The sequence below is a fragment of the Streptomyces lusitanus genome, from assembly GCF_042647945.1.
In the GTDB taxonomy this organism is placed as follows: Bacteria; Actinomycetota; Actinomycetes; order Streptomycetales; family Streptomycetaceae; genus Streptomyces; species Streptomyces pseudogriseolus.
Window position 1 is genome coordinate 72,800 of record NZ_JBHRWL010000005.1, and the last position, 17,127, is coordinate 89,926.

The 17,127-nt window shown below is 74.5% G+C and carries 11 protein-coding genes; 5 read left to right on the forward strand and 6 right to left on the reverse strand.

Translation table 11 applies throughout. The features are described from left to right. Positions 1 to 116 precede the first annotated feature (116 nt). The 5 genes from ACFOSY_RS09485 to ACFOSY_RS09505 all read left to right on the forward strand — a co-directional run bounded on the left by ACFOSY_RS09485 (position 117) and on the right by ACFOSY_RS09505 (position 7,040). The gene (locus ACFOSY_RS09485) at positions 117 to 410 is read left to right on the forward strand and encodes a DUF503 domain-containing protein (protein ID WP_394306300.1); all 294 of its coding nucleotides are present in this window, start codon (positions 117 to 119) and stop codon (positions 408 to 410) included. Between the two features lie 33 nt (positions 411 to 443). Continuing rightward, positions 444 to 893: a 30S ribosome-binding factor RbfA gene (rbfA, locus tag ACFOSY_RS09490; RefSeq protein ID WP_006130372.1), complete on the forward strand. Its 450-nt coding sequence runs from the start codon at positions 444 to 446 to the stop codon at positions 891 to 893. Continuing rightward, positions 890 to 1,798, forward strand: a complete 909-nt coding sequence (gene truB / locus ACFOSY_RS09495) for a tRNA pseudouridine(55) synthase TruB (protein ID WP_394306301.1) — start codon at positions 890 to 892, stop codon at positions 1,796 to 1,798. The genes rbfA and truB overlap by 4 nt, the downstream gene beginning before the upstream one ends. Before the next feature lie 386 nt (positions 1,799 to 2,184). Then, on the forward strand, positions 2,185 to 5,850 hold the full coding sequence (locus ACFOSY_RS09500) for a trypsin-like peptidase domain-containing protein (RefSeq protein ID WP_394306302.1): 3,666 nt from the start codon (positions 2,185 to 2,187) through the stop codon (positions 5,848 to 5,850). A 143-nt stretch (positions 5,851 to 5,993) separates the two neighbouring features. Further along, positions 5,994 to 7,040, forward strand: coding sequence for a bifunctional riboflavin kinase/FAD synthetase (locus tag ACFOSY_RS09505; RefSeq protein ID WP_394306303.1), 1,047 nt, complete (start codon positions 5,994 to 5,996; stop codon positions 7,038 to 7,040). Between the two features lie 25 nt (positions 7,041 to 7,065). Here ACFOSY_RS09505 and ACFOSY_RS09510 read toward each other — a convergent pair whose 3' ends face one another. The 6 genes from ACFOSY_RS09510 to ACFOSY_RS09535 all read right to left on the reverse strand — a co-directional run bounded on the left by ACFOSY_RS09510 (position 7,066) and on the right by ACFOSY_RS09535 (position 17,039). Next, positions 7,066 to 8,067 carry an ABC transporter ATP-binding protein gene (locus ACFOSY_RS09510; RefSeq protein WP_394306304.1) on the reverse strand — a complete coding sequence of 334 codons (1,002 nt, stop codon included), beginning with the start codon at positions 8,065 to 8,067 and terminating at the stop codon, positions 7,066 to 7,068. After that, complete coding sequence (locus tag ACFOSY_RS09515; protein WP_394306305.1) at positions 8,064 to 9,350, reverse strand: oligopeptide/dipeptide ABC transporter ATP-binding protein; 1,287 nt, start codon at positions 9,348 to 9,350, stop codon at positions 8,064 to 8,066. Before ACFOSY_RS09515 ends, ACFOSY_RS09510 begins: the two co-directional genes overlap by 4 nt. Continuing rightward, positions 9,347 to 10,285 carry an ABC transporter permease gene (locus ACFOSY_RS09520; protein ID WP_394306306.1) on the reverse strand — a complete coding sequence of 313 codons (939 nt, stop codon included), beginning with the start codon at positions 10,283 to 10,285 and terminating at the stop codon, positions 9,347 to 9,349. Before ACFOSY_RS09520 ends, ACFOSY_RS09515 begins: the two co-directional genes overlap by 4 nt. Beyond that, positions 10,282 to 11,343 carry an ABC transporter permease gene (locus tag ACFOSY_RS09525; RefSeq protein WP_394306307.1) on the reverse strand — a complete coding sequence of 354 codons (1,062 nt, stop codon included), beginning with the start codon at positions 11,341 to 11,343 and terminating at the stop codon, positions 10,282 to 10,284. Before ACFOSY_RS09525 ends, ACFOSY_RS09520 begins: the two co-directional genes overlap by 4 nt. Positions 11,344 to 11,422: 79 nt before the next feature. Further along, positions 11,423 to 13,309, reverse strand: coding sequence for an ABC transporter substrate-binding protein (locus ACFOSY_RS09530; protein ID WP_394306308.1), 1,887 nt, complete (start codon positions 13,307 to 13,309; stop codon positions 11,423 to 11,425). Positions 13,310 to 13,586: 277 nt separating this feature from the next. After that, a complete protein-coding gene (locus tag ACFOSY_RS09535; protein ID WP_394306309.1) occupies positions 13,587 to 17,039 on the reverse strand; it encodes an SCO5717 family growth-regulating ATPase in 3,453 nt (1,150 codons plus the stop codon). Between the last annotated feature and the right edge of the window lie 88 nt (positions 17,040 to 17,127).

Genomic DNA, 17,127 nt, shown 5'->3' on the forward strand with positions numbered 1-17,127 from the left:
CGTTGCGTGTACGGTTCCCGTACCGGCGCCGCTGCGGCGCCCTTCCCCGGGACACCGGCTCCGTCCGGGCCGGGGAGGTCCCTGATCCCGAACCGGCGGGTCATCCGGATGCACACATGTATGTGGGGACTCTGTCCTTCGACCTGCTCCTCGGCGACGTCCACTCGCTCAAGGAGAAGCGCTCCGTCGTCCGTCCGATCGTCGCCGAACTGCAGCGGAAGTACGCGGTCAGCGTGGCGGAGACCGGGAACCAGAACCTGCACCGCCGGGCCGAGATCGGTCTCGCGGTGGTCTCCGGGGAATGGGACCACCTCACCGACATCCTCGACCGCTGCGAGCGGCTGGTCGCGGCGCGGCCCGAGGTGGACCTGCTCTCGGTTCGACGCAGGCTCCACAGCGACGAAGACTGAAGCAAGACGTTAAGCACTTAAGGAGACGGACCAGTGGCCGACAACGCGCGTGCCAAGAGGCTGGCGGACCTCATCCGAGAGGTGGTGGCCCAGAAGCTGCAGCGCGGGATCAAGGACCCGCGGCTCGGCTCGCACGTCACCATCACGGACACCCGGGTCACCGGTGACCTCAGGGAGGCGACCGTCTTCTACACGGTGTACGGGGACGACGAGGAGCGGAAGGCGGCCGCGGCCGGCCTGGAGTCCGCCAAGGGCGTGCTGCGCTCCGAGGTGGGCCGGGCGGCGGGCGTGAAGTTCACCCCCACCCTGACCTTCGTCATGGACGCCCTGCCGGACACCGCGCGCACCATCGAGGACCTCCTCGACAAGGCGCGCCAGTCCGACGCCAAGGTGCGCGAGGCGTCCGCGGGCGCCACGTACGCCGGCGGAGCCGACCCGTACCGCAAGCCGGAAGACGACGAGACGGACGACACCGCCGAATGACCCAGAAGCACACCACGCCCGACGGCCTTGTCATCGTCGACAAGCCGTCGGGCTTCACTTCGCACGACGTGGTCGCCAAGATGCGCGGCATCGCCCGCACCCGGCGCGTGGGCCACGCCGGCACCCTCGACCCGATGGCGACGGGCGTCCTCGTCCTCGGCGTCGAGCGGGCGACCAAGCTCCTCGGCCATCTGGCGCTGACCGAGAAGGAGTACCTCGGCACGATCCGGCTCGGCCAGACCACCGTCACCGACGACGCCGAGGGGGAGATCACCGCCTCCACCGACGCCTCACGGGTCACCCGCGAGGCCGTCGACGCGGGGATCGCCGCCCTGACCGGCGACATCATGCAGGTCCCGTCCAAGGTCAGCGCCATCAAGATCAACGGGGTGCGCTCCTACAAGCGCGCACGGGAGGGCGAGGACTTCGACATCCCCGCCCGCCCGGTCACCGTCTCGTCGTTCTCCGTGTACGACGTCCGCGAGGCCGTCGCCGAGGACGGCACACCGGTCCTCGACCTGGTCGTCTCCGTCGTCTGCTCCTCCGGCACCTACATCCGCGCCCTCGCCCGCGACCTGGGCGCGGGACTGGGCGTCGGCGGCCATCTGACCGCGCTGCGCCGCACCCGCGTCGGGCCGTACCGGCTGGACGCGGCGAAGACCCTGGACGAGCTCCAGGAGAAGCTGACGGTCATGCCGATCGCCGAGGCCGCGGCGGCCGCGTTCCCCCGCTGGGACGTCGACGACCGCCGAGCCAAGCTGCTCACCAACGGCGTGCGCCTGGAGATCCCGGAGGAGTACGCGGGCCGGGGCCCGGTGGCGGTCTTCGGCCCGGAGGGACGGCTTCTGGCGCTGGTGGAGGAGCAGCGGGGGAAGGCGAAGAGCGTGGCGGTGTTCGCGCTCTGAGCCCGTCCGGCGTTTGAGGACGAGTCTCGAAGGGCCGATGGGGGGTCTGGGGGCGCAGCCCCCAGGGACGGGACGGGAGGACGGGAAGGGGCGGCGGGGGCGAACTCCCCAGGGCGCGCACCGGCCCCCCTGCCGCACAACCGCCGGAGGCCCTCCGTGGAGCGGCGCGGCACGGGGACGGCTCCGCGCCCCCCCACGGCCCCCTCGGTTCCCCCACCCCCAGCATCCATCCCTCAGCCCCTCCCTGTTCACCCTCACGTGCGGGCGCTCGGAGTGAACCGGGGGAGCGGAAGGGGGCGCGTTCCCGCACCGCCCTGCGCTGCTGATCATCACCGCCCTAAGGTCACGGTCAAAGCACCAGGTACGGCACGGCAGGAGGCCCCAAGATGCCGTCGCTCGACCCCCCGGGGCACGCCCTCGAGCGTTTCCGTCCGACGGCGGACCCCGCACTCCCCGGACCGGCCGCGGGGTCAGCCGCGCCCCCCGCCCCGGCCCCGGGACCCACCGCGGACCCCGGACTGATCGCACTCCACGACCTGGCCGGCCGCCCCCGCGGCACCGGCTTCGTGGCCGACCGCCACGGCACCGTGATCACCAGCCACGAGGCCGTCGACGGCCTGCCCCGCCTCGTGCTGCACGGCGCGGAGGGCCGCCACAGCATCGTGACCGCCGACGCCGTCACCCCCCTGCCCGCCCTCGGCCTGGCCCTGGTGCGCGGCGGCGACCTCGGCGTCGCCCCTCTCCCGGTCACGTCGCGGGACACCGTGGCGACCGGCGCGTACGTGCGGATCCCCGCCGGAGGCTGGCGCGAGGCACGCGTCCTGGGCACGACCACGGTCACGTACACCGCCACCGACCGCGCCCACCAGGTCCCCGGCGCCCTGGAGCTGGCCGTCGGCACCGCCGGCCGGGACGCGCTGCGGCTCGGCGGCGGGGCGGCCGGCGGCCCCGTGCTCGACCCCGCCACCGGCACCGTCGTCGGCGTCCTCGGCACCGCGCTGCGCACCGCCGCCTCCGACGTCGGCTTCGCCGTCCCCCTGCGCCCCACTGTCCCCGCCCTCGCCGCGCTGCTGATGGAGAACGCGGCCACGGTCCCCGCGTACGGCACCGACCTCAACCTCGCGGGACTGGTCGGGCTCACCGCCGCCTCGGTGGCCCGCCACGCCCCGCGGCAGGCCGTGGCACCGGTCGAAAGAACCGCCCCCCGCGCCGAGTTGTACGCCTTCGAGCGGGGCGACGCCCCCGTGCTCGGCCTCGTCGGGCCGCCCGGCAGCGGCCGCAGCACCGAACTCGCCGCCCTCGCCGCCCGCCGCCACCGCGAGGGCCTGCCCACCCTGTGGCTGCGCGGGGCCGACCTGCGCGAGGACGACACCTCGGTCGCCGACGCCGCACGCCGCGCCCTGGAGCGGGCCGCCGCCGACGTGACCGCCCGTCTGCCGTTCCCGCCGCAGGACCCCGGCGACCTCACGTTCGAGCGTCTCGCCGCGCTCGCCCGCACCGCCGGCCGCCCCCTGCTGCTGCTCCTCGACGACCCCGAGCAGGCGCCGCCCGGCCTGCACCGGCGCCGCGCCGCGTGGACCGAGGAGACCGCGCGCCGGCTGCGCGCCACGGGCACCCGCCTCGTGGTGTCCTGCGGCGCCGAGCACTGGGAGGAGACCGGCCTGCCCGACGCCCTCCACCAGCCCGCCGACACCGGCCCCGACGGCCTCCCGCCGTGCGTGGTCCTCGGCGACCTCACCGCCGACGAGGCCCGCGAGGCCCGCGCGCGGTACGGCATCCCCGAGGGCGCCGTCATCGACGCCGACGCGGCCCACCCGCTGACCCTGCGGCTGCTCGCCGAAGTCCGCTCCGACGTCGCCGCGGCGCCGCCCGACGGTCCCGTCGACCGCGACGACGTCTTCGCCGCCCACCTGGACCTGACCTGCCTGCGGATCGCCCAGCGCCTCGCCGGAGGGCTCGGCGCCCGCGGCACCGCCGTACGCCGACTGGCCGCCCGGGCCGCCGGGAAGGCGCACGAGGCGGCCCGCCGCTGCCTCGGCACGGAGGACGGGGCGCTGGACCGCGCGTCGTTCGAGGAACTGTTCCCCGCGTCCGGACCGGGCACCGCCCTGGAGGCGCCCGGCGCTACGGCTTCGGGTCGTTCGGCCGTCGGATGGGCGGACGCCGTGTCGGACGGGGTCGGTGGTGTGGCTTCGGGCGGTTGGGTCGTCGGGCGGGCGCACGCCGTGCCCGAGAGACCTGGCGGTGTGGCACCGCGCGGCACTGCCTCCGGATGGGCGGACGCCGTGCCGGACGGGCCCGGCGGCACGCCCCCCGGTGACACAGCGGCCCCCGGGTGGGCGGACGCCGTGCTCGCCGAAGGGCTGCTCGTCCCGGCCGGGGACGCCTACCGGTTCGGGTACCAGGAGCTCGCCGACTGGCTCCAGGGCGCCCACCTCGACCTGGACGGCGCCCTGCACACCCTGGTGCACGCCCCCGCCGCCGATCCCGACCCCGTGCCGCGCCACCGCATCGGCCCCGTCGTCGAGGCCCTGCTGTGCCTCGCCCGCCGGCACGGCCCCGCCCGGCTCTCGACCCGCCTGGCGGACCTGACCCACGCCCTGGACGCCGACCCCGGCTCCTGGTGGGCCTCCCGCCTGCTCACCGGCGCCCTCACCCGCGTCCCCGACGCGGGCCCGTACACGGACGTGCTGCGGCTGCTCGCCGACCGCGTCGTGGCCTGGCGGGAGCAGCGGCGGCCCGTCCCGCCCGAGCTGGGCCCCGCCTTCTGGACCCGGCTGCGGCTGCCCGTGGAGGCCCGCTGCGCCCTGCTGCGCCGCCTGGTGCTCGCCGACGGGCCCCCGTGCGAGAGCGGCCCCCGCTTCCTCGACGCCGTCGCCGGACTGCTCACCGCCGACCCCGCGACCGTCCTGCCGTACCTGATCCGCTGGTTCGACGACGAGCGGCCCCTGCCGGCCACCCCGCACGCCACCGTGGCGACCGCCGCGCAGGCCCTGCTGCACACCCACCGCCACGCCGCGCCCGACGCGCTGACCGAGGCGCTCGTCGACAGCCCGCACCGGCGGGCCGACGAACTGCTCGCCGTCCTCGCCGAGGAGGAGCCCGGCGCGCTGTGCCGGGCCGTCGACCGCTGGGCCGAGGACCCGCGCCCCGCCCGCCGGGCCGCGGCCGTCACCCACGGCCTGCGCGTCGCGCCGTACGCCCGCGACCTCGGCGACCGCACCCTGCTGCGGTACGCCGCCCTCGCCGTCCTGGTGCGCAGCGCCGACCGCGAGCTGCACGGCGGCGCCCTCGCCCTCCTGGTCCGCGACCCGGACAGCAGGGACCGTCACCTGGCCCGCGCCCTGGAGCGCTTCGCGGCCGGCGACCCGCACTTCCCGCCGGGCGCGCTCACCGACGCCCTGACCACCCACACGGAACCCGTCCTCGACGCCTTCCGCACCCGGCTCACCCAGGGCACGGACCCGGACGGCACCTTCCGCGCCCTCGCCGACGCCACCACGCCCGCCCTGGCCCGGCCGGTCGCCGCCCTCGTCCGGGACGCGGCGGCCCTGCGGCCCGAGCTGACCGGATGCGTCGCCGGGTACGCCGACCGCCGCCTCGAGTACGGCCCCGCCGCCCGCGCGGTGCTGCGCCTGCTCCTCACCGAACTGCTCGACGGCGGCCCGCAACCCCTGCGGTCGGCCCTCGCCGGTGTCCTCGCCGCGCCCGGCACCTCCGCCTCCCGGCCTCTGCGCCGCGGCCTGCTCGACACGCTGCTCGCCCGGGAGAGCGACCCCGGCGTGCTGGACGCGGTGCTGTGCGCCGCCGCCCGCGCCACCGGACCCGAGCTGCGGGTGCTTGTGCACCGCACGGCACTGCTGCTGGTCCGCACCCCCGAGGGCGCCGTCCGCCTCGACCGCACCCTCGCCGAGCTGGTCCGCCGGGTGCCGGGCCTGGCGGCGGCCGTGGCCGGCTGGCTCGCGGACGCCCCGCACGTGTGGGGACCGCTCGTCGGACCCGCCACCCGGGCGGTGATCGACGAGCTGACGGGCGCGGCCGTCCCCGTCTGAGGACCACCTGGCGCGTGCGCGTCGTCACACAGTCCCCATGCCGATGCGAGCCGGGCGCACCCGGCATGGCACTCTTAGAGCTGCGCAGAGAAGTCCACGGACTCGGGTTCGTCCGAATAAGGTTTCGACAAGGAGCAGTCACAGTGCAGCGCTGGCGTGGCTTGGAGGACATCCCCCACGACTGGGGGCGCAGCGTCGTCACCATCGGCTCCTACGACGGAGTGCACCGCGGCCACCAGCTGATCATCCGGCACGCCGTGGACCGCGCCCGCGCGCTCGGCCTCCCCGCGGTCGTCGTCACCTTCGACCCGCACCCCAGCGAGGTGGTCCGCCCCGGCAGCCACCCGCCGCTGCTCGCCCCGCACCACCGGCGCGCGGAACTCATGGCCGAGCTGGGCGTGGACGCGGTGCTGGTCCTGCCCTTCACCACCGAGTTCTCCAAGCTGTCGCCGGCCGACTTCGTGGTCAAGGTGCTGGTCGACAAGCTGCACGCCAGGGCCGTCGTCGAGGGCCCCAACTTCCGCTTCGGCCACAAGGCCGCGGGCACCGTGGCGTTCCTCGCCGAGCAGGGCGAGGTGCACGACTTCGAGGTCGAGGTCGTCGACCTGTACGTGTCCGGTGAGGCGGGCGGCGGCGAGCCGTTCTCCTCCACGCTCACCCGCCGGCTGGTCGCCGAGGGCCAGGTCGAGGGCGCCGCCGAGATCCTGGGCCGCCCGCACCGCGTGGAGGGCATCGTCGTCCGCGGCGCCCAGCGCGGCCGCGACCTCGGCTTCCCCACGGCCAACGTCGAGACGCTCCCGCACACCGCGATCCCCGCCGACGGGGTGTACGCGGGCTGGCTGCACGCGCAGGGCGAGGCGATGCCCGCGGCGATCTCCGTCGGCACCAACCCGCAGTTCGACGGCACCGAGCGGACCGTCGAGGCGTACGCCGTCGACCGCGTCGGCCTCGACCTGTACGGGCTGCACGTCGCCGTGGACTTCCTGGCGTTCGTGCGCGGCCAGGCGAAGTTCGACACGCTGGACGATCTGCTCGTGCAGATGGGGCGGGACGTCGAGCGGTGCAAGGAGCTGGTCGCGGCCGCCGAGCGGGAGGCCGCCGAGCAGCGGAAGGCGGCCGAGGAGGAAGCCGCCGGGCAGGACACGGCCGCCGGGCAGGACAAGGGCGCCGGGCAGGACAAGGGCGCCTGAGAGACCCGGAGTCCGTCTCGGGGGGTCAGCGTGTCGCCGTCGCCCAGTGGCACGCCACCCCGGCCGTACCGTCGCCGGCCAGGATCCCCGGGTCCTGGGTCCGGCACGCCCGCGCCACCCCGGCCCGTTCCGCCTCACCGCTCGCCAGGACCTGGCAGCGCGCGTGGAAGCGGCAGCCGGACGGCACGCGGGAGGGGTCCGGCGGTTCGCCGGTGAGGACCACGGGGTCGCCCGGAGCGTCGGGGAGCACCGACAGCAGCGCCCGCGTGTAGGGGTGCCGGGGAGCGGTCAGCACCTGCTCCACCGGCCCGGTCTCCACGATCCGGCCCAGATACATCACCGCCACCCGGTCGGCGATGTTCCAGGCCAGCCCCAGATCGTGCGTGACGACCAGCGCGGACAGGCCCAGTTCGTCGCGCAGGCGCAGCAGCAGCGCCAGGATCTCGCCGCGTACGGACGCGTCCAGGGAGGCCACCGGCTCGTCTGCGACGAGGAGTTCGGGCTCCAGCACCAGCGCGCCCGCGATCACCACCCGCTGGCGCTGACCGCCGGACAGCTCGTGCGGACGGCGCAGGAAGAAGCGCTCCGGCGGCCGCAGCCCGGCCCGGGACAGCGCCTCGGCCACCGCCGCCTGCTCGTCACCGCGGTGCCGGTGGATGCGCAGTCCCTCGGCCACCGCGTCGTACACGGTGTGCCGAGGGTTGAGCGAGCCGCTCGGGTCCTGGAGCACCAGCTGCACCCGCTTGCGGTACGCCCTCAGGGACCGGCCGGAGTACTGCAGGGGCCGCCCGTCGAAGGTGACGCTCCCGGCGGTCGGTCTGACCAGGCCGAGCAGGGCGCGGGCCAGCGTGGTCTTGCCGCACCCGGACTCACCGACCAGGGCGACGATCTCGCCGGGCCGGATGTCGAGGTCGACCCCGTCCACGGCCCGGGCGTCGGGCGCGCCGTGCCGTCCGGGGAAGGCGACGTGCACACCGTGCGCGCCGAGCAGCGCGGGTGTCGTACCGGTGCCGGGGGAGAGGGTCATGGGGTGCCGGGCCTCGCTTCCTCACCGGGACGGGTGAATTCACCGGGCGGCCGGGGGACGCCGTCGGGCCGCCGGACCGGCCCCGCCTCGTCGGCCCCGTTCGCCTCCTCGGCCCTGTCCGTGTCGTCCACGCCGTCCGTGTCGTCCACCCCATCCGTGTCGTCCGCGCCGCCCGTGTCGTCCGCGCCGCCCTGCCCGACCCGTACACAGGCCGCACGCCAGGCTGCGTCCGTCTCGCGTGGCGGCTGGTCCTGTCGGGCTGCGTCCGTCTCGCGTGGCGGCTGGTCCTGTCGGGCCGCGTCCGTCTCGCGTGGCGGCTGGTCCCGCCGTGCCGCGTCCGCTTCGCGCGGCGGCCGGTCCCGCAAGACCACGCCCACCTCCCGCAACGGCTGGTCCTCGACCGCGCAGGAGTCCAGCGCCACCGGACAGCGCGGATGGAACGTGCACCCGCCCGGCAGCGCCGACGGGTCCGGCGGATCGCCGGGCAGGCCGCGCGGCGCGAAGCGTGAGGACGGGTCGCCGATGCGCGGGAAGGCGGCCGACAGGGCTCGCGCGTACGGGTGCCGGGCGTCCTCGTGGACCCGCGCGGCGGGCCCTTCCTCGACCACCCGCCCCGCGTACATCACCGCCAGCCGGTCGCAGGTGTCGGCGAGCACCGCCAGGTCGTGGCTGATCATGATCAGTCCCACGTCCTGGTCCGCGACCAGCTGCTCGATCAGCCGCAGGATCTGAGCCTGGATCATCACGTCGAGCGCGGTGGTCGGCTCGTCCGCGACGATCAGCCGCGGATCGCAGGCCAGCGCCATCGCGATCATCACCCGCTGCCGCTGGCCGCCGGACAGCTCGTGCGGATACGCCGACGCGCGGGCCGCCGGAAGACCGACCTGCTCCAGCAGCTCCCCGGCCCGCTTCCGCGCCCCGGCCGCCGTCGCCCGGCCGTGCAGCAGGACCGGCTCGGCGATCTGGTCGCCGATGCGATGCACCGGGTTGAGGGAGTGCATCGCACCCTGGAAGACGATGGAGGCGCCGGCCCAGCGCACCGCCCGGACCCGGCCCCACTTCATGGCGAGCACGTCCTCGCCGTCCAGCAGGATCTCCCCGCCGACCCTGGTCCCGGCCGGGAGCAGCCGCAGCAGCGCCAGCGCGAGCGTGGACTTGCCGCAGCCCGACTCCCCGGCGATCCCGAGCTTCCGCCCGGCGTCCAGCCGCAGATCCACACCGCGCACGGCCGCCGCGCCGCCCGCGTACGTCACCGTCAGGTCCCTCACCTCGAGCAGACTCACCGGGCCACCCCCAGCCTCGGGTTGAGGACCTGCTCCACGGCACGCCCGCACAGCGTGAACGCCAGCGCCACCACGGCGACGGCGACACCCGGCGGCACCAGGTACCACCAGTGCCCGGAGCTCACCGCGCCCGCCTCCCGCGCGTCCTGGAGCAGCGCGCCCCAGGAGACGACCGTCGGGTCGCCGAGCCCGAGGAAGGCGAGCGTGGCCTCGGCGAGGATCGCCGAGGAGATGATCAGCGTCGTCTGCGCCAGCACCAGCGGCATCACGTTGGGCAGCACATGCCGGGACATGATGTGCCGGTGGCCGCCGCCCAGCGCCCGCGCCCGCTCGATGTACGGCCGGGTCTCCACGGCCAGCGTCTGCGCGCGCACCAGCCGTGCCGTGGTCGGCCAGGTGGTCACCCCGATCGCCACCACGATGGTGAGCAGCGACCGCGGCATCACCGTGGCCAGCGCGATCGCCAGCACCAGCGTCGGCATCACCAGGAACCAGTCGGTGATCCGCATCGTCACCGTGGCGTACCAGCCCTTGAAGTGCCCCGCCGTCACCCCGATCAGCGTTCCGATCGCCACCGACAGCACGGCCGCGAGCAGCCCGACCAGCAGCGACACCCGCGCGCCCCAGATCACCAGACCGAGCAGGTTCCGCCCGAACCGGTCGGTGCCGAAGGGGAACCGGGCGCTCGGGTCCTCCAGGGGGCCGCCGGGCGCGTCGGTCACGTCGTCCACGTCGGAGCCGACCAGCAGCGGAGCGGTCAGCGCCGACAGCGCGCACAGCAGCAGGGTGCCCAGGCCGAACAGCCCGGCCCGGTGCGTGCGGTACTGCCGCCAGAAGCGCGCGGCCGAGGCGCGGCGCCGCCGCCAGGCGAGCGACCGCACCCGCACCGCGCGGGACCCCTGCTCCTTCGTCGTGCCGTTCCCGGTCGTCGTCATCGGCCCACCCGGGGGTCGAGCAGCGGATAGATCAGATCGGCCACGGTGTTCATCACGATCACCGAGGCGGCGAACACGAAGAACAGCCCCTGCACCAGCGGCAGATCGGGCACGCTCAACGCCTGGTAGAACAGCCCGCCGAGGCCCGGCCAGGAGAACACCGTCTCCACCAGGATCACCCCGGCCACCGTGCGGCCCAGATTGATGAAGATCAGCGTCACGGTCGGCAGCAGCGCGTTCGGCACCGCGTGGCGCCGCCGTACGAGGTCGTCGCGCAGGCCCTTGGCGCGGGCGGTGGTCAGATGGTCGCTGCCCATCTCGTCCAGCAGCGCCGACCGGGTCACCAGCAGCGTCTGCCCGTACTCGACGGCCACCAGCGTCACCACCGGCAGCACCAGATGGTGGGCCACGTCCAGGACGTACGCGAAGCCCTCCTCACCGCCCGACTCCATGCCCCCGGTGGGGAACAGACCCGGCAGCGGCCCGGCCCCGACCGACAGCGTGACGATCAGCAGCAGCCCCAGCCAGAACGACGGCACCGAGTACAGCGTCAGCGCGAGCCCGGTGTTCAGCCGGTCGCCGAGCCGCCCGTGCCGCCACGCCGCACGCGTGCCGAGGAAGATCCCCAGCGCCGTGTAGATCACGAAGGCCGTGCCGGTGAGCAGCAGGGTGTTGGGCAGCGCCTCGGTGATCTTGTCGCTCACCGGGGCGTTGAACTGGTACGAGGTTCCCAGATCGCCGGTGAGGGCCTTGCCGCAGTAGTCGGTGAACTGCTGCCACAGCGGCAGATCGAGGCCGAACTGTTCGCGGTAGTTGGTCAGTTGCTCGGCCGACACCTGCCGCCCGCCGGTCATGAACTTCACCGGGTCGCCGGGGATCAGCCGGAACAGGAAGAAGCTGGTGACGAGCACGGCCAGCAGCGACACGGCCGCGCCCGCCAGCTTGCCGGCCATGTACCGCAGATACGCGGTGGCGGTGCGGGCGCGCGGCCCGCGGGAGGCCTCCGGCCCGGTGGCGCCCGCCGTGCCGGCCGGTGCGGACGCCGCATCGGCGGTCATCGGAACCTCCGTCCGGTCCTCGCGCTCATCGGCCGTCGCCCCGCACGCTATTCACGCTCATCGGCCGTCGCCCCGCACGCTACTCACGCTCGTCGGCCGTCGCCCGGCGCCGCATCGCGAGGAGGGCGCCCACACCCGCGAGGACGACGACACCCGCCACGATGCCGACGACCACCCCGGCCGAGGAGGAGTCGTCCGAGGAGTCAGCGGAGTCCGCCGGCACCGCCGACCACCAACTCCAGTAGCCGTCCTGGCCGTAGATGTTGCCCGCCCTCGCCGGCATGGTGGTGATCGACGCGATCTGGTCGGTGCGGTAGGCCTCCACCGCGTTCGGGTACGCCATGACGTTCATGTACCCGAGGTCGTACAGCCGCGACTCCATCCGCTTCACGAGGGCGGCCCGCTTGTCCGGGTCGTACTCGGCCAACTGCCGCGCGTACAGGTCGTCGTACCGCTTGTCGCAGATGAAGTTGTCGGTCGCGCCCGTCTCCTCGGGCGTGGCGGGCAGCGCGGCGCAGGTGTGGATCGACAGCACGAAGTCCGGGTCGGGGTTGACCGACCAGCCGTCGAACGCGAGGTCGTACTCACCGGCCAGCCAGGGATCGGTCACGTTGTCCAGGCAGTTGAGGGTGACCCCGATGCCCAGCTCGCCCCACCACTCCTGGAGGTACTGGCCGATCGCCTTGTCGTTGGGGTCGGTGGCGTGGCACAGCACGCGGTAGGTGATCGGCTTGCCGTCCTTGCCGACGCGCCTGCCGTCCGCGTTCTTCCTCAGGCCGGCCTGGTCGAGCATCCGGGCCGCCTCCTCCGGGTCGTACGTCAGCTCCTGGCCGGGCGACGGCTCCCAGAAGTACTGCGAGAAGCGCGGCGGGATGTAGCCCGCGCCCTCCACGGCGTGCCCCTGGAACACCTTGTCGATGATCGCCTTGCGGTCCACCGCCTTGAACAGCGCGTTGCGCACCCGCTGGTCGAGCAGCGAGGGATGCCCGTCACCCATCGTCTCGCCGTTCTTCGCCCGTGCGCCCGGGTTGGTGGCCAGGGCGTAGAAGCGGCGGCCGGGGGCGTCGTTGACGTGGATGTTCTTCTCGCCCTTCAGCGAGGCCGCCTGGGCGGGCGTGAGCGACGGCGACCCGGCGACGAACGACACCTCTCCCTTGCGCAGCGCCGACACCGCCGCGTCCTGGTCCTTGTAGTAGCGGAAGACCAGCTCGTCGAACTTCGGCGCGCCGCGCCAGAAGTTCTTGTTGGCCTTCAGCCGCACATAGCTGTCGGGCTTGTAGTCGGTGAGGACGAACGGCCCGTTGCCGACGACCGGGAAGTCCTTGTCGTTGTTGAACTTCGAGAAGTCGTCGACCTTCTCCCACACATGCCTGGGCACGATCGGCACGTCCAGCGCCGTCATCGTGGCCTGCGGCTTCTTCAGCTTGATGACCAGCGTGGTCGGGTCCGGCGCGGTCACCTTCTCGAAGTTGCCGACGAAACTGCCGTTGGCGGTGGCCGCGCCCGCGTCGGTCATCATCGTGTTGAACGTCCACGCCGCGTCCTCGGCGGTCGCCTGCTCTCCGTCCGACCACGTCGAGTCGGAGCGGATCGTGTACGTCCAGGTCAGCTTGTCCGGTGAGGACTCCCACTTGGTGGCCAGACCCGGGACGACGTGGTTGTCCTCGGGGTCGTAGTTGGTGAGGTACTCGTAGGTGAGCCGGTGGATGCTCGTGCTGAGCAGCCGCACCGCGAGGAAGGGGCTGAGCGAGTCGACGCTCTGCGCCACCGCGACCGTCAGCACCTTGTCGTCGCCGCCGTCGGCCGCGTGGGCCTGCGTGGGGGCGGGGGAGAGGGGGGTGGCGAGCCCGGCACTGAGCGCGAGCGCGGCGGCGCCGGCCGCCGCGACGAGCCGGAACCGGCGGGAGACGGGCCGGACCCGGCCAGGGGTGCGGTGGTGACCGTCGTACTGATCGTTCGTGTCCATGGGCGCAGACCTCGTGTCGTCGATCGCACGGCTGGGACGGGTTGATCAGATGAGTGATGAGTGTGTCTATCAGCGGTACCAGCGACCGTCAACGGCACGCGCACCCCATGTGGCCTGCGGAAACGTTGAGTTGACGCAGTGTTTGCGCCCATTGGTCGAGACCGGTGACGCGCTGCTGGTGGGCGGCTGACGGTGCGGATGGACGAAAGCGGCCCCTCGAGGAGGGGCCGCTTTCGTCCATGGGCGGTGCGGGGGGCCGGGCGATCCGGGCCGCGCCCTACTGCTGTGCCGGTCCGGGGTGGCCGGGCTGCCCGGGCTGCCCGGGGTACGGCGGGTAGGGCTGCTGGCCGGGGGCGGGCGGGTAGGGCTGACCGGGCTGGGGCTGCTGACCCGGCTGGGCGGGCTGTGCCTGGGGCTGGGGCTGGGCGGGAGGCTGCCCCGGCTGTCCCGGGTGGGCGTAGGGCTGGCCCGGGGCGGCCTGCGGGGGCTGCTGGGGGTGCTGCGGCGGCTGGGGCTGCTGCTGCGGGTACGCCCCCGGCTGGCCGGGGACGCCCTGACCGGGCACGTACGGCCCCGGGGCGGGCTGACCCGGCAGGGGCTGACCGGGGTAGTGGCCCGGAACCGGCTGACCGGGGACCGGCTGGCCCGGCATGGGCGGCGCGGCGACCGGCGGCGGGTTGCCGTCGGACGTCCACAGCCCGTGCGACTGCTGGTGCCGGACGAAGTCCTCGGCGACCATCGCCGCGAGGTTGAAGTACGCCTCGCGCACCTTGGGCCGCATCATGTCGAGGTCCACCTCGGCGCCGGCGGCCAGGTGCTCGTCGAACGGCACGACGAGCACGCCCCGGCACCGGGTCTGGAAGTGCGCCACGATGTCATCGACCTTGATCATCTTGCCGGTCTCGCGCACCCCGGAGATGACGGTGAGGGAGCGGGACACGAGGTCCGCGTACCCGTGCGCGGAGAGCCAGTCCAGCGTCGTGCTGGCGCTGCTCGCACCGTCCACGGACGGCGTGGAGATGATGATGAGCTGGTCGGCGAGGTCCAGCACCCCGCGCATGGCGGAGTAGAGCAGACCGGTGCCGGAGTCGGTGAGGATGATCGGGTACTGCTTGCCGAGCACGTCGATCGCGCGCCGGTAGTCCTCGTCGTTGAACGTCGTGGACACGGCAGGGTCGACGTCGTTGGCGATGATCTCCAGGCCGGAGGGCGCCTGCGACGTGAACCGCCGGATGTCCATGTAGGAGTTGAGGTACGGGATCGCCTGGACGAGGTCACGGATGGTGGCCCCGGTCTCGCGCCGCACGCGGCGGCCGAGCGTTCCGGCGTCCGGGTTGGCGTCGATCGCGAGGATCTTGTCCTGCCGCTCGGTGGCGAGGGTGGAGCCGAGCGCGGTGGTGGTGGTCGTCTTGCCGACGCCGCCCTTGAGGCTGATGACGGCGATGCGGTAGCAGGACAGCACCGGCGTGCGGATCAGCTCCAGTTTCCGCTGCCGCTCGGCCTCCTCCTTCTTCCCGCCCAGCTTGAACCGCGACCCGCCGGCCGCGGGACGGCTGCTCTTCGCCTTCTGCCTCTTGCTGTTGAGCAGCCGGTCCGACGACAGCTCGACGGCCGCGGTGTAACCGAGCGGCGCGGCACCGGGGTTGACCGGCTGCCGCTGGTCGTGCTGCACGGGCTGCGGCCAGGCGGTGCCGGTCCGCGGATCGACGGGCTGCTGCGGGGGCTGTGCAGCCTGCGGTGCCTGCGGGGGCTGTGCCTGGGGCGGGACACCGGGGTGCGGCTGCTGCGGCTGCTGGGCCTGCTGCGGCTGGGCCGGCGGGGCGGGCTGCTGGGGGAACCCGTAGCCGCCCGGCTGGGCCGGGGGAGTGGGCGCACCCGGGGCACCGGCACCCGCGCCGGGCTGCGGGAAGCCGTACCCGGCGGGCGGGGTGGGCGCACCCGGCTGCGGCTGCGGCTGGGCAGGGGACTGCGGGAAGCCGTAGCCGGGCTGGGCGTTGGGCGCGCCCGGCTGAGGCGCGGGCCGCGCCTCGGGCTGGGGCTGAGCAGGGGGCTGCGCCTGCGCGGGCCCGGCGGGCGGGAAGCCGTAACCGGCCGGGGGCGCGGGCGGGGTCGGAGCCTGCGGCGGCTGCTGGGCAGCGGGTGCGGAAGGCTCGGCCTGCTGCTGTCCGGGGACGGCGGGCTGCGGGAACCCGTACCCGGGCTGCGGGGCGGGCGGCTGCGCGGGGCCGGCGGGCGGGAAGCCGTAACCGGCCGGGGGCGCGGGAGGAGTCGGGGCCTGCGGCGGCTGCTGGGCCGCCGCGGCCGGCTGAGCCGGAGGAACCGGCGGGGGGTTCCAGGCAGCCGTCGCCGGCTGGGGCGCCTGCGGCTGGAACGGCGGCTGCGGAGCGGGCGCGTCGGCCTGCGGCGCCTGCGGCTGCGGAGGCTGCACGGACCAGTCACCGCCCGCCGGCGGAGCGCTCGGGTACGCGGGCGGAGCGGAGGGCGCCTGAGGAGCGTCGACAGGCCCCGGTACGGCGTCCTGCGGCTCGCTGTCCTGGTCGTCCGCGCTCGTGGGAACGGCGTCCTGGGGCTCGTCCTCGTCGTCGTCCTCGGACGCTGCCGGAACCTCGTCCTCCACGTCAGCCGCCGAGTCGGGGACGGACGCGGCGGAGCCGTCGTCCTCCGCGTCATCGTCGTCCTCCGCGTCCGCGGCAGCGCGCTCGACGTCCTCGGGACCGAAGGAGTCGACGTCGAGCCCGTCGCGCTCGTCGGCATCCTCACGGGACTCCGACGAGGCGTCGTCGGAGACCTCGTCGTCCGAACCAACCGGCTCACCGGAAGCCTCGGAGCCGTCGGTGTCGGTCTCGGCGTCGGTGTCAGCGGCGGAGTCGGTGTCGGACGCGGAGGCGTCCGCCGCCTTCTCCTCCTTCTCCGCCTCGGCGGCCTCGCGCTCAGCGATCTCCCGCTTCAACGCGGCGGCGGAGAAACGGATCGTGGCGCCGCTCTCGATGTCACCCGAGTCGGTCCCGTCCGAGGGCTCGATGTGCTGCGACGGCTCCTGCCCGACCGGCATGAGCGGCACGGCAGTCGGAGACGGAGACGCGTCGGACGAAACCGTCTCAAGCTTCGCCTCCGGCTCCTGCTGCTGCTCTTCCTCCGCCGCGTCCGTCTCCGGCCCCTGCGGCTCGAACCCGCTCCCCACCGGCAGCCGGGGCACGGCGACGGGCCCGCCGGAGGGCGGCGGGGGAGGCGTGAACGGCGCGCCAGGCGCGGGCGCGGGCGGCGTGAACGGGGCACCGGGAGCGGGAGCGGGCGCGGGCGGCGTGAACGGGGCGCCCGGAGCAGGCGCAGGAGCGGGCGGGGTGAAAGGCGCCCCGGGAGCCGGCGCCGGAGGCGTCGGCAGGGCGGACGGCCCGGAGGCCCCCACGGCGTGCGGCGGCGGAGTCAGCCCCGGCAGCGGCGGAACGACCCCGCCGGACGAGGCCGAAGAACCGCCCGAACCCCCCGAAGCTCCCGCATCACCGGAACCCGCAACCGAACCGGACGAGTTGCCCGAGTCGGACCCGGAAGGGGAAGAGGGAGTGGAGGAACCGGCCGGGGAAGACGCCTCGGAGGCGTTCTGCGTGTACCAGGCCGGCGGCGCGTAGTCGATGGTGAACTCGCCCGTCGTCTCGATGGCGGATTCCGCGTCGGGCTGGTCATCGCCGGGGTTCGCCCAGCTCCCGTGCGTACCGTCCCGATCGCTGCTCACAGTTCCTCCTGGTTGGTCGAGCACCCTTGTGCCGTGCTGGGGGCGACCATCTGCCCTCCCCGTCAGGACGCCCCTACCCGTACGACAG

Coding starts and splice junctions, on each gene's coding strand:
- ACFOSY_RS09485 (WP_394306300.1), top strand. CDS start 117: ATGTATGTGGGGACTCTGTCCTTCGACCTGCTCCTCGGCGACGTCCAC.
- truB (WP_394306301.1), top strand. CDS start 890: ATGACCCAGAAGCACACCACGCCCGACGGCCTTGTCATCGTCGACAAG.
- ACFOSY_RS09500 (WP_394306302.1), top strand. CDS start 2,185: ATGCCGTCGCTCGACCCCCCGGGGCACGCCCTCGAGCGTTTCCGTCCG.
- ACFOSY_RS09510 (WP_394306304.1), bottom strand. CDS start 8,067: ATGACCCTCTCCCCCGGCACCGGTACGACACCCGCGCTGCTCGGCGCG.
- ACFOSY_RS09520 (WP_394306306.1), bottom strand. CDS start 10,285: ATGACGACGACCGGGAACGGCACGACGAAGGAGCAGGGGTCCCGCGCG.
- ACFOSY_RS09525 (WP_394306307.1), bottom strand. CDS start 11,343: ATGACCGCCGATGCGGCGTCCGCACCGGCCGGCACGGCGGGCGCCACC.
- ACFOSY_RS09530 (WP_394306308.1), bottom strand. CDS start 13,309: ATGGACACGAACGATCAGTACGACGGTCACCACCGCACCCCTGGCCGG.